Below are 12,303 nucleotides of genomic sequence, written 5' to 3'. Positions count from 1 at the left end.
GCCGGAAGAACACCAACCAGGTCAGACCGTAATCAACCGGCGGCCCGCGCGCGAATGCGCCGGGTCCGCGTGGAGGAGACACACATGAGTTCGATCCTGTTCGACAACGTATCCATTTTCGATGGCAGCGGCGCGCAGCCGTTCAAGGGCCAGGTGCTCGTCGATGGCCGCCGCATCGTGCGCGTGGCGCGCGAGGAAGCGCCGATCAGCGCGCCCGACGCGCGGCGCATCGACGGCCGCGGCGCGTTCCTGATGCCCGGCATGACCGAGGCGCACACGCATTTCTCGTGGAATGACCAGCCGTCGCTATCCGCCATCCAGTTCATGCCGCCCGAAGAGCACATGCTGTGGTGCGTGCGCGTGGCGAAGCGCTACCTCGAAATGGGCTGGACCTCCGCGCTCGGCGCGGCCGCCGCGAAGCCGCGGCTCGATGTGGTGCTGCGCAACGCCGTGAACGCCGGCGAGTTCCCGGGGCCGCGCTATCTCGCGGGCAGTCAGGAAATCACGATTCTCGGCGGCCTCGCCGACAACACGCTGCCGCACATGCCGTTCAAGGAACTGAACTTCGGCGCGGTCGTGAGCGGCCCGGAAGAGATGCGCGCGACCACGCGCATGTTTGTCAAGTACGGCGTCGATCACCTGAAGATCAATCTCTCGGGTGAGTACATCGCCGGCATTTCGGCGGAATCGTCGCCGTTCTCGGAAGAAGAAATCGCGATGCTCGCGGCTGAAGCGAAGCGCGCCGGCAAGCGCGTGGCGGCGCATGCGCGGTCGAGCGAATCGGTCAAGCAGTGCGTGCGGCACGGGCTCGAACTGATCTTCCACGCGAGCTTCGCCGACGAAGAAGCGCTCGACATGCTCGAAGCCAACAAGGAGAAGCACTTCGTCGCGCCGGGCATCGGCTGGCTCATCAGCACGCTGTATCACGCGGAGAAGTGGGGCATCACGGAAGAAATGGCGACGAAGATGGGCTACAAGCGCGAGCTCGAAACCGCCGCCGAAACGCTGCGCAAGATGCACAAGCGCGGCATCCGCGTCCTGCCGGGCGGCGATTACGGCTTCGCGTGGATGCCGCACGGCACCAACGCGCGCGACCTTCAGTACTTCGTCGATTACATCGGCATGACGCCGATCGAAGTGCTCGTTTCCGCGACGCGCTACGGCGGCGAACTGATGATGATGCCCGACGAGCTCGGCCAGATTCGCGAAGGCTATCTCGCCGACATCATCCTCGTGGACGGCAATCCGCTCGCGGACCTGACCATCTTGCAGGACCCGAAGAAGATCACGCTCGTGATGAAAGACGGCGACATCTTCAAGACGACGCATGATTCGCTGCCGCCGCGCGGGGAACTGCATATCGGCACGCCGCTGCCGGCCGATGCAGGCGTCGAGCAAGCCGCGCCCGCGCCGGTGCACTAAACGCTCGCAGACGCGTTGCATGGCGCCGGCCGTTCCTTGCGGCCGGCGCCTTCGCTTACGAAAAAATCAGGAGACGACCACATGAAACCGCGCACTTTGCTCGCCGCGCTGGCGACCAGCCTCGCGTGCGCATCGGCGTTCGCCGCCGCGCCGACCATCGGGCTATCCAACGGCTACTTCGGCACCGAATGGCGCAACCAGATGATCGACGGCGCGAACCAGCAATTCGAGACCTACAAGGCGAAGGGCATGGCCGACAAGCTGGTCATCCAGCAGTCGGGCGCGAACACCGGCCAGCAGATTCAGGACATGCGCAACATGATCCGCCAGAAAGTCGGCGCGATCATGGTCGATGCGAATTCCGCGACCGCGCTCAACGGCGTCATCAACGAAGCGGAGCGCAGCAAGATTCCGGTCGTCTCGTTCGATCAGGCCGTGTCGAACCGCTATGCGACCAACGTGACGGTCGATCACTACAAGTGGGGCCAGCGCTACGCCGAATGGATCGCGGAGCAACTGCACGGCACGGGCAACGTCGTGGTGCTCGACGGCATTCCCGGGCACCCGGCGGCAGAAGCGCGCAAGAAAGCCGCGCTCGATACGTTCGCGAAGTATCCCGGCATCAAGGTCGTATGGTCCGGCTACGGCGAATGGGACGAGGCGAAGGCGCAGTCCGTGATGGCGACGGTCATCGCCGCGCAGCCGAAAATCGACGCCGTGTTCACCGAAGACGCGATGGCGCTCGGCGTGCTGCGCGCCTTCGAGAACGCGAACCGCCGCGTGCCGATCATGACCGGCGAGGCGCAAAAGGGCTTTCTCACTGAATGGAAGAAGCAGCGCGACGCGGGCAATCCGATGAAGGTCTTCGTGCAGGTGAATCCGCCCGATATCAGCCGCACGGCGCTCGGCATCGCGGTGCGTCTCGCGCAGGGACGCAAGCTCAAAGCCCTGCCGGACAACACGTACTACTTCCCGATTACGAAGACGGTGACGAGCGACACGCTCGATGCCACGCTCGCGTCGATGAACGGCAAGCCGGACAGCTACTTCCTCGGGCAATGGCTCTCCGAAGCCGAACTCGACGCGCTGTTCGTGCAGTGACGGCGGCGCCATGTCCTTATTGATCGCGAAGGGGCTCACGAAACGCTACGGCGGCGTGCTGGCGCTCGACGACGCGAGCCTCGCGCTCGAAGCCGGCGAAGTGCTCGGCTTGCTCGGCGCGAACGGCTCGGGGAAATCGACGCTCTCCAGCATTCTCGCGGGCGACAGGATGCCGGACCACGGTTCCATCGAACTCGACGGCGTGCCGCTCGCCGTGGGCTCGCCGAAAGCGGCGCGGGCGGCGGGCATCGCGATCGCGCATCAGCATCCGGGGCTCGCGCCCGATTTGCCGGTCTGGGAGAACGTGTTTCTGGGCGCGGAGCTATGTCGCGCGGCGCGCTTCCTGAACCAGCCGCGCACGCGCGAGCGCGCGCTTCAATTGCTCGAAAGCCTGCGGCCGGGCTGGAACGTCGATGCCGCTGCGGGCAGTCTGACCGCGGCGGATCAGCAACTGGTCGAGATCGCGCGGGCGCTCGCGCTCGCGCCGCGCATGCTGATTCTCGACGAGCCGACCGCCGCGCTCGCCGCAGCCGAAGTCGATAGCCTGATGCGCGCCGTGCGCGGCCTGACGGCGCGCGGCACGGCGGTCGTCTTCATCTCGCATCGCATGGCGGAGATCGAGTCGCTATGCGATCGCGTGATGGTGCTCTGTAATGGCCGCGCGGTCGGCGAGTTGCCGGTGCGCGGCCAACTGGATGAGCCGCGCGTGCTCGAACTGATGGGCGGCGTCGCGGGCGGCGCGGCGGCCGCGCATCTGCACGATGGCGCGCGCGAAACGGCGCAAACGGACCGCGTGTCGCGCGATGGCGCATCTGTCGCGATGACGGTGCGCGGCCTGCGAGCGGGCGCGCGGCTGCGCGGCGTCGATCTCGAACTGAAGCGTGGCGAGATTCTCGGCATCGCGGGATTGCAGGGCCACGGCCAGGAAGAACTGCTCGACGCGCTTGCCGGCTTTCGCGTGCCGGACGGCGGCACGGTGACGCTGGCTGGACCGCACGGCGCGAAGACGGTCGAACCGCGCTCGCCACGCCAGATGATCGCGGCGGGCGTTTGCCTCGTGCCGAACGACCGGCATCGTCAGGGCTTGTGGCTCGATCATTCGGTCGAGTTCAACCTCGCGCAGGTCGGCGTGAACTTCGCGCAAAGCCCGTGGCGGTTGCATCGCGCGCCGATTCGCCGCTTCGTCGACGACGTCGTGAAGCGCCTGCGCATCAAGACATCCGACGCGCGGCAGCCGGTGCGCGATCTGTCGGGCGGGAATCAGCAGAAGGTCGTGATCGGCCGCTGGCTGAACCGTCAAGTCGATGTGCTGCTTCTGAGCGATCCGACTAAGGGCGTGGATGTCATCGCGCGCAAGGACATTTACGAAGCGATCGGCGCGCTCGCCGCGGCCGGAACCGCGGTGCTCGTCTATGCTTCGGACACCGAAGAATTGCTCGCGGTGTGCGACCGGCTCGTCGTCATGTACGAAGGCCGGATCGTCGCGCTGCTGGAAGGAGACGAGATGAACGAATCCCGCGTAACCAGTGCGCTCTTCGGCCGGAGCGCGGCATGAAAGCGCACTTGAGCGAAGGGCTTCCCCGCACGAAAGCCGTGCCGATGACACGCACCGGCGCGGCGTTGAAAGCGACGCTTGCGCGCGCCGCGAGCGCATTGCCGGCGCTCGTCATGCTGTTGGCCGTGATCGTGTGCAATGCATGGCTTCAGCCCGACTTTCTGACGCTCGATTCGCTCGCGAGCAACATGCAGAACGCCGCGCCGGTGATACTCGTCTGCATGGCGCAGGCGGTCGTCGTGTTGATGGGCGAGCTGGATCTGTCGGTGGGCGCGGGCATTTCGCTCGTGAATTGCGTGCTCGCCGCCGCGCCCGGTCTCATGGGCTGGGGCACGGGCGCGACGTGTCTTGCGGCGCTGCTTGCCGCGCTCGCGGCCGGTGCGTGCAACGGCTTTCTCGTGGGCTACGCGAAACAGAGCGCGCTCATCGCCACATTCGCGACAGGCGCGGTGTGGTTCGGTTGCGCGCTGCTCTTGATGCCGCAGCCGGGCGGCACCGTTCCCGACGCGCTCGGCGAATGGTTTGCGGCGCGCATCGGCGTGGTGCCGGTCGCGGCGCTGCCGGTGCTCGCGGCTGTCGTGATCTGGGCCGTGCTGCAACGGCACCGTTTCGGGCGGCGGCTGATTGCAACCGGCAGCAACGCCGACGCCATGTTCAAGGTCGGCGTCGACGTGCGGCTCGTCAAGCTGCTCGGCTATATGCTCGCGTGGCTCTTCGTATTCGCGGCGGCGGTGTGCCTCTCGGCGCAGACTGCATCCGGCGATGCGCGCCTCGGCCTGCCGTACACGCTGAACTCGGTGGCGGCCGTGGTGATCGGCAGCATCTCGCTCGCGGGCGGGCGCGGCTCCATGCTCGGGGCAATCTGCGGCTCGCTCGTGCTCGCGCTGATCGGCAACGTCGTCTACTTCGCGGGCATTCCGAGCAACTATCAGGAAGTGTTCAAGGGCGCGGTGATCGTGATCGCGCTCGGTTTCACGTTCGTCGGCGCGAAAAGGAGAGCTTGATGACGAATACCCAATCGCGCCGCCTCTTCCTGCTCGCGCTCGCGATCATCGTCCTCGTCGGCGGACAGTTCGCCGTGCCGGGTTTCGCGAGTCCGGGGCAGGTCGCCAATCAATTGAAGATCGCGACGTTTCTCGGTCTCTTCGGCATCGCACAATCGCTCGTGATGATCGCGGGCGAACAGGGGCTCGACCTGTCGGTCGGCGCGGCGGCCACGCTCGGCGGCATGCTCGGCGCGGCGCTGCTCGGGCCCGCGTCGCCGGGTCTGGGCGCGGCCTTCGTCGTTGCTGCCGCGAGCGGAGCGCTGGTGGGCGCGGTGAACGGCGTCGGCATCACGCTCTTGCGGATACCGCCGCTCGTCATGACGCTCGCGATGGCGAGTCTCGTGGATGGCGGCCTGATCGTGTGGTCATCGGTGATGCATGTGAATACGGCGGCGAGCCCGGCGCTCGCCGCGCTCGCCGGCAGAACGCTCGCGGGCGTGCCGACCGTCGCGCTGATCTGGCTCGTGGCCGGCGCGCTCGTGTGGCGCTTCCTCGATCATTCCGCGTGGGGACGACGGCTGCTCGCGAGCGGCGCGAATCCGACCGCGGCGGCGATAGCGGGGACGCGCGTGCGCGCCATTCGCATCGCGGTCTATACGGCGAGCGGCGTCATCGCGGCGCTGACGGGCGTGCTGCTGGTCGGCTATGTCGGTCAGGCGTTTCTCGGGCTCGGCACCACGTATGTGCTGCCGAGCGTGGTCGTCGCGGTGATCGGCGGCGTGTCGCTCGCAGGCGGACGCGGCGACTACATCGCGGTGGCGATGGCCGCGCTGCTGCTCACCGCGCTCACGAGTCTGCTGACCGCGCTGCAAATCGGCGAAGCAGGGCGGCAGTGTATCTTCGGAGCGACGCTGCTCGCGTTTCTCGCGCTCAACAAGTGGTCGTTCAAGGGCATGCTGCGTCCCGCGCAGGCTTGATCGCGAGGTGTGCGCCGTTACTGACCTCTCCCGAAGTCCTTCGCAGAACATAACGATGCCGCAAGAGCCAGCTTCGTCTCGTCTTCGCCGCGCAGGCGGGCGAGCCATCGGCTCGTGCTCGCCTTCATCGCCGTGACCGGTGACGTCAAGCGCTGCAGCCATGCCGTCGTCGGCGATACGACAGCCACGTTCTCCATCATGCCGCGGTCTTCGTGATCGAGGATGTGACAGTGCATCACGAATTCGCCGGTGAAGTCTTCATAAGCCGTGCGCATTTGCAGCGTGTAGCCTGCCTTGATGAAGAGTGTGTCGCGTATCACGCCTTGCAGGTTGCAGTACTCCGTGTCGCCGGTTGCCAGTTCCTCCTGCGTGCAGTTGCCCGAACCGTCGAAGATCGAATGATTCGCCGCATTCTTGATGTCCATGATCTTGAACGGGTTCGTATGGATATGGAACACGTGCGTCGCGAAAGTCGACGCGGACACGTTCCACTGATCCACCGTGCCCAGCGTGCCGGTCACCCGGATGACGGACGGATCATACGATGCGCCTTCGATCTGGAAAGTCAGCGGCTGATTCGGTCCCGTCGGCAGATTGATCTGGAATTGCTGATTGACCGTCTGCTTGATGGGACCGTCGACGGGCACGGTCGGCGCGAAAGCGCGCAGGTTGAGCGACTGGAGATCGGACTTCGCGGGTTGCGCGAGCGCGGGATTGGCGGCCACGAGTTGATCGCGGATGAACTGCCAGTACTTCGAATGGCTGCCCACGGTCGTATTGGGAATGTTCACGCCGGGGCCCACGCGCGCGAACGACAACAGCCGGCGGTCCTTGACCTTGCTCGCGCCGGCGCGGAAGTTGATGGTGGCGGAAGCGGACGCCGCTTCGTCGAGGATGCAGTACAAGCCAGGCGACGGGAACGCCACCAGCACGTCGCTTCGATAACCGGGGTTCATCGAGTTGACGTCTTTCTCCACCATCGTCTGCATGGTGATGCCGTCTTCGGCGAACTCCAGTTGCTTCACCGTCTCGCCGCTGCACAGCGCGTCGAGCGTGACGACTTGCGAAGACTTCGTGCGGTCGTTCGCCAGTGCGGATGTTGCGGCGTTGGTCGCCGTGTTCACTTGCGCGGTGCTGAGCGATTGCGAATCGGCGAGGCCGAGCGATGACAGGTTCGCCCGCACGATCTTCACGTTGATGGTGTCGCGGTTGCCGCCGTGCACCATGCGAAAACGCCGGATGTCGCCGGCCGGCACGAAGCCGATCGCGCTAGGGAAGATGGGCTGCACCACGCCGTTGATCTGCGTATAACGGCCCGAAATGATCCACGACGAATTCACCGCGCCGGCGGGCGCGCCCGTCCGCGTATCCGGAACGAACCCTAACTGATTGTTATACCCCCGGATCTCGCCGACTTTGCCCGATGGGCAGATCCACTCGCCCGTGGTCGGGTCGAGCAGCGGCACGGTGGAAGTCGCGTCGCTGAAGCACGCGTATTCGGTCTGCTGGAAGAGCATCACATGCTCGGTCAGCGGCAAGCCGAATGTCCTGCGCTTGAGGATCGTATCGATGTCCGCGCTGCCGTTCGCGACGCCCGGGCGCGCCTGACGCGAGCCGCGCACGATGAGCACGCCGGCCATGCCGCTCGCCACGTCGATGGCGGTCGACCCGTGCAGATGCGAGTGATACCAGAAGGTGCCCGACGGATGGTTCGACGGAATCTCGTAGACGTAGTGATGCGTGCTTTCGCTCGTGGACTTTCCGCCGCTCGGCGGCACGGTGATCAGCACGTTGTCGGCATTACCGGACGGCGATACGTGCAGCCCGTGCGTATGGATGTTCGTGTTGTTGAAGCAATGCGGCGTGACGTGATCGGGCTGGCTGGGGCAAGTGGCGTCGTTCGGATTCAGCGGAAGATTGTTCGTGAAGTTCAGCTTCAGCGTGGCGCCCGGCTTGATGCTGATGGTCGGTCCCGATGGACAGCCGTTGTACGAACGCATGTTGACGGTATCGAATACGTTGGTGGACGGGTTGTAGATTCGATACGACGTCATCTTCGCCGTGAGCGAGACGGTCGCCGAGTTGCCTGACGGATTGAGCCCCGAGGCGCATTGCAGCCGCTGCAACAGCGAGGCGAGACTTCCGGCTGTGGATACGGCGGAATTGCCGGCGGTCGCATCGGCGGTGTCGTCCACATCGGTGAAAGATCGCGCGGTCAGCGTGCTCTGCGCGAACGATAGCGCAGGAATCAGGACCAGCGTGAGAAGCAAGGCGCGCATAGCAGCGCCGATTTCTTTCAGCGACGTTTTCATGTGTGCTCCCCTCTGTCCACGGACGGTGTTGGGTCACCGCAAGGAGACATTAGGGCATTGGAAAAACCGTCGTATCCCTAATAGTTTTGTATGTGTGTGTTTCCCCACAAAGGCCGCGCGCCGAATCGGTAACTTGAACCGGATGCCCATTCGGCAGGAGAATTACGGATGGCTAAGTAGTTTGCGGCGGCGCGGTGGCTGCAATCGTCGAAGGAATGTTCTGCACCGTGAGCGGTCCAAAACGGTGCGTCGCGATCAGCCGCCTCCACGCTGTATCGTCGGCCCGCACAGACCGAGTGCGGAGTTGATGACGGCGAGATGAGTGAGCGCCTGCGGAAAGTTGCCGGCGAGTTCGTGGCGCTCTGCGTTGTATTGCTCTGAAAGCAGCCCAAGGTCGTTTGCCACGGCAAGCACGCGCTCGAACTGTTGCCGGGCTTCTTCCGTGCGTCCCTGCATTTGCAGGCAGTCGGCCATCCAGCATGAACACGCTAGAAAGGTGCCTTCGTTGGGGCCGTCCGGCCGCTTCTTGCGGCGTCGGATGAGTCCGTTCTCGCTCAAGTCGCGGCGTATTCTTTCGATCGTCGATGCCATGCGCGGCTCATCGGCAGGCAGAAAGCCGACGAGCGGCATCAGAAGCAGGCTGGCGTCGAGTTCGTCGGCGCCGTAGTACTGCGTGAAGCTGCCCATGCCTTCGTTCCACCCCTCGCGACAAATCTCATCGCGCACCGTCTCCCGAAGCGAGGCAATGCGTTCGACGAGCGCGGCGCAAGCGGCGTCGCCCGACCGGTTGTTCACGAAGCGATCGAGCGCGACCCACACCATCACGCGTGAATAGGTGTAGTGGCGCGGCGTGGAGCGAGACTCCCAAATACCCGAGCCCGGCGTATTCCAGACCTGTTCCAGATGCTCGACGATGCGCGTCTCGACGAAGTTCTCGCTGCTCGCGGGCTTGAGCCCGCCGCGCCGGCCCACGTCGAGACAGTCGATGATCTCGCCGAGGACATCGACCTGATGCTGATGCGCCGCCGCATTGCCCACGCGCACGGGCAACGCATAGCGGTGGCCCGGCAGCCATTCCACGTTCCATTCGGACAGGTGACGCCCGCCGTCGACGCGATACATGATGCGGATATGCTCGGGCGACGCGCCGATTGAACGCAGCAGCCAGTCGCGCCATGCACTCGCTTCGTCGTTGAAACCCGCGTTCAGCAAGGCGACCATGGCGAAGCTCGTATCGCGCAGCCAGCCGTAACGGTAGTCCCAATTCATCCGTCCGCCCGGCGCCTCTGGCAGCGAGGTCGTGGGCGCGGCGACGATGGCGCCGGTGCGGCCGTGCGTGAGCGCCTTGAGCGTCAGCAGCGAGCGCCTGGCCGCTTCCGGCCAGTCCGTCCTGCCGTTATCGAAGCGGCCTATCCAGTCGCGCCAGAAGTGCTGCGTTCGTCGCAGCGCGGCTTGCGCATCCACGGGCGGGGGCGGCGTCTCGTTTGGCGCGCCATAGCTCAACACGAAGGTGACGGATTCGCCGGCATGCACGGCGAACGACGCCTGCGCGCGACCTTTGTCCATAGAGAGCGCAATGTCCGCGCGCAGGAAAACGCCATCCGGGCCGATGCAAGACTGAATCGCGCCGTCGATCGGCTCGCTCCACGGACGCAGCGCGCCATAGTTGAAGCGTAAGCAGAGGCTCATGTCCATCTGCACGACGCCGCGCAGGCCCACGACCATGCGCACCACCGAACTCGATGCTTCGCCCACAGGCATGAAGTCGATCAGGCGAACCGCGCCGTCGCGCAGTTCGAAGTCGGTCTCCATGACGAGCGTGTTCTCCTGGTAGCGCCGCGCCTGACGTTCGATGTCGCCGGCAGGCGCAAGCGACCAGCATCCGTTGTCGGACGTGCCGAGCAGCGCGGCGAAGCACGCGTCGTCGTCGAAGCGTGGCCAGCATAGCCAGTCGATGGAGCCATCGCGGCTCAGGAGCGCCGCGGTCTGGCCGTCGCCCAGCAGCGCATAGTCTTCGATGGGCCGGCTCACCGCTGCCCGCCCCATCGTTTAGATAGAAGGCCGAACAAACCGATGGTGCCGATGCCTGCGAGCCCCCACAATAACGCGCGGTGGCGATCGGTGAACAATTCGACGCTGCGTTCCCGCGATTCGTCGCCGAAGCGCCCGTGCGCGCTGTAATCGCCGGGAACAGGCTCGAACAGATTGCTCGGCGCGTCATGCGGGAGCGGTTCGTCGGTAAGCTGCCCGCTATAACCGCTGCGCGCCAGATAGCGGTCGATCAGATTAGGCGCGATGCGATTCGCGAGGATTGCCTTGACGCTCGAGAAGCCCACCCAGACCTCGCGCCGGCGGTGAGTCGCGGCGAAGTAGATGGCGCGCGCGGCGACCTCGGGTTCGAAAATCGGCGCGACGGGTCGCGCGCGCTTCCCCATTTTGTTGAGCGCCCAGTCGAACTGAGGCGTGTTCAGAGCGGGCAGCGCGACCATCGTGAGATGGATCTTCAGCCGGTCATGGATGATCTCGGAGCGAAGCGAGTCCGTGAAGCCGCGAATGGCGAACTTCGCGCCGCAATACACGGATTGCAGCGGCACCGAGCGGTAGCCCAACGCGGAGCCTACATTCACGATCGTGCCGCGATTGCGCGTGCGCATGCGCGCGAGGGCGGCCATCATGCCGTGGACCTGCCCGAGATAAGTGACCTTCGTGCCGCGCTCGATCTCTTCTGCCGTGAGTTCGGAGACCGGCGCGAATGCGGTCGCCATCGCGACGTTCACCCAGACGTCGATCGGTCCCAGTGTCTCTTCGACATGCGATGCCGCGCGCTCAACCGCCTGCGCATCCGCTACATCCGTCGGAATGGGCAGCGCGCGCACGCCATAGGTCTCGCGGACTTGCGACGCCGCCCGCTCCAGCCGCTCGGCGTCGCGTGAGAGAAGGGCGACGTCGTAGCCTTGCCGCGCGAATTCATCCACGGTCGCGCGACCTACGCCGGCACCCGCGCCTGTGATGACGACTACCTTTGGCATTCGGTGCCTCCTCGTCGACGCATAGGGCGATGTCAGGAACAACGGTTGGAAGAACGACAGTCAAACGCCTCAGAGCAGCAGCCGTGCCAATAGGTCACGCGGTGCTGTTTTGTCGTGGGCTGAATCGCTCATGCGCAGACGACCCTATGGAAGCATCAAACACTGTTTGCCAGCCAGCCGAAGGTTTGCATCTCGGTGAGATGCATGGCAGCGAGCTTCAACAAGCATCGCTCGCCCTTGGGCGTTAAATGCACTTCCACCTGGCGCCGATCGCTTTCCCCCGGCTTTCGGACGACGAGTCCTGCGCGCTCGCACCGGCTTACCAGTGCGGCCGTGCCGTTGGGCGCGGCCTGAAGGCGTTCGGCCAGTTCGCCGACGCTCGCCCACGTCCGTCCCGGCATGCCGCGCACATGCAAAAGGAGTTGATACTGGAGAGGCGTGATGCCGGCCGCGTGAGTGATTTCTTCGGAGTAGCGAAGGAACTTGCGGAGCTGATAGCGGAAATTCGAAAGCGATTCGAGATCCGTCTTGCTCGGCAGACCCTTGGTCCCGCGGTTATTCGGTTGCTTCATTTTCTGCGCACGGATCTTCGGTTCAGTGGGTCGGTAAATGCATTGCTTTTCGGCCGGACGTGCCATTCATGGTAGCAGATGCATCCGGGCATGCTAGCGGCCTGAAGTCGCGCGGGGCGGCGCTCAGGAACAATTTGCAATCAGCAGGAAAAAAGCACAATGTGATAGAAATCGAAGCTCGATACCTTCTCTGGCGCATGGCGGATCGACCGGGGCGCGCGCGCGGAAGATGACCCGGAATGCGGCTTGCTTCGTGCAAGCCCCCAGATGAGTCCCTTTTCTCGATGACCTCTCAAAGGCGTGCGAGCGCGAGCAGGCCGACCGTGAACACCGCAGGAGAACCGAGATG

General features: G+C 64.9%; 9 protein-coding genes. 5 read left to right on the top strand and 4 right to left on the bottom strand.

Translation table 11 applies throughout. The features are described 5' to 3' along the window. The first annotated feature begins 84 nt into the window (after positions 1–84). From LDZ24_RS22995 to LDZ24_RS22975, 5 genes are all read left to right on the top strand, one after another. A complete protein-coding gene (locus LDZ24_RS22995) occupies positions 85–1,422 on the top strand; it encodes an amidohydrolase family protein (RefSeq protein ID WP_248323525.1) in 1,338 nt (445 codons plus the stop codon). Between the two features lie 81 nt (positions 1,423–1,503). Next, positions 1,504–2,523: an ABC transporter substrate-binding protein gene (locus LDZ24_RS22990; protein WP_248323524.1), complete on the top strand. Its 1,020-nt coding sequence runs from the start codon at positions 1,504–1,506 to the stop codon at positions 2,521–2,523. Between the two features lie 10 nt (positions 2,524–2,533). Beyond that, entirely contained in the window at positions 2,534–4,078 is a 1,545-nt protein-coding gene (locus LDZ24_RS22985) for a sugar ABC transporter ATP-binding protein (protein ID WP_248323523.1), read from the top strand. Beyond that, entirely contained in the window at positions 4,075–5,082 is a 1,008-nt protein-coding gene (locus LDZ24_RS22980) for an ABC transporter permease (RefSeq protein ID WP_248323522.1), read from the top strand. The genes LDZ24_RS22985 and LDZ24_RS22980 overlap by 4 nt, the downstream gene beginning before the upstream one ends. Further along, positions 5,082–6,041: an ABC transporter permease gene (locus tag LDZ24_RS22975; protein ID WP_248323521.1), complete on the top strand. Its 960-nt coding sequence runs from the start codon at positions 5,082–5,084 to the stop codon at positions 6,039–6,041. Before LDZ24_RS22980 ends, LDZ24_RS22975 begins: the two co-directional genes overlap by 1 nt. A gap of 17 nt (positions 6,042–6,058) precedes the next feature. On the opposite strand, the gene LDZ24_RS22970 is transcribed toward LDZ24_RS22975, so the two are convergent. The 4 genes from LDZ24_RS22970 to LDZ24_RS22955 form a co-directional block, all read right to left on the bottom strand. Continuing rightward, on the bottom strand, positions 6,059–8,353 hold the full coding sequence (locus LDZ24_RS22970; RefSeq protein ID WP_248323520.1) for a multicopper oxidase family protein: 2,295 nt from the start codon (positions 8,351–8,353) through the stop codon (positions 6,059–6,061). Between the two features lie 255 nt (positions 8,354–8,608). After that, positions 8,609–10,384: a glycoside hydrolase family 15 protein gene (locus tag LDZ24_RS22965; RefSeq protein ID WP_248323519.1), complete on the bottom strand. Its 1,776-nt coding sequence runs from the start codon at positions 10,382–10,384 to the stop codon at positions 8,609–8,611. Then, on the bottom strand, positions 10,381–11,382 hold the full coding sequence (locus tag LDZ24_RS22960; RefSeq protein ID WP_248323518.1) for an SDR family oxidoreductase: 1,002 nt from the start codon (positions 11,380–11,382) through the stop codon (positions 10,381–10,383). Before LDZ24_RS22960 ends, LDZ24_RS22965 begins: the two co-directional genes overlap by 4 nt. A gap of 155 nt (positions 11,383–11,537) precedes the next feature. After that, positions 11,538–11,954 carry a MarR family winged helix-turn-helix transcriptional regulator gene (locus tag LDZ24_RS22955; protein WP_175943997.1) on the bottom strand — a complete coding sequence of 139 codons (417 nt, stop codon included), beginning with the start codon at positions 11,952–11,954 and terminating at the stop codon, positions 11,538–11,540. Positions 11,955–12,303 lie beyond the last annotated feature (349 nt).

The organism is Caballeronia sp. Sq4a, from assembly GCF_023170545.1.
GTDB lineage: Bacteria > Pseudomonadota > Gammaproteobacteria > Burkholderiales > Burkholderiaceae > Caballeronia.
This window is presented reverse-complemented; position numbering and strand designations above follow the sequence as displayed.

Excerpts from the sequence above, each read along its gene's own strand:
- LDZ24_RS22995 (WP_248323525.1), top strand. The coding sequence starts at position 85 with ATGAGTTCGATCCTGTTCGACAACGTATCCATTTTCGATGGCAGCGGC.
- LDZ24_RS22990 (WP_248323524.1), top strand. The coding sequence starts at position 1,504 with ATGAAACCGCGCACTTTGCTCGCCGCGCTGGCGACCAGCCTCGCGTGC.
- LDZ24_RS22985 (WP_248323523.1), top strand. The coding sequence starts at position 2,534 with ATGTCCTTATTGATCGCGAAGGGGCTCACGAAACGCTACGGCGGCGTG.
- LDZ24_RS22980 (WP_248323522.1), top strand. The coding sequence starts at position 4,075 with ATGAAAGCGCACTTGAGCGAAGGGCTTCCCCGCACGAAAGCCGTGCCG.
- LDZ24_RS22975 (WP_248323521.1), top strand. The coding sequence starts at position 5,082 with ATGACGAATACCCAATCGCGCCGCCTCTTCCTGCTCGCGCTCGCGATC.
- LDZ24_RS22970 (WP_248323520.1), bottom strand. The coding sequence starts at position 8,353 with ATGAAAACGTCGCTGAAAGAAATCGGCGCTGCTATGCGCGCCTTGCTT.
- LDZ24_RS22960 (WP_248323518.1), bottom strand. The coding sequence starts at position 11,382 with ATGCCAAAGGTAGTCGTCATCACAGGCGCGGGTGCCGGCGTAGGTCGC.
- LDZ24_RS22955 (WP_175943997.1), bottom strand. The coding sequence starts at position 11,954 with ATGAAGCAACCGAATAACCGCGGGACCAAGGGTCTGCCGAGCAAGACG.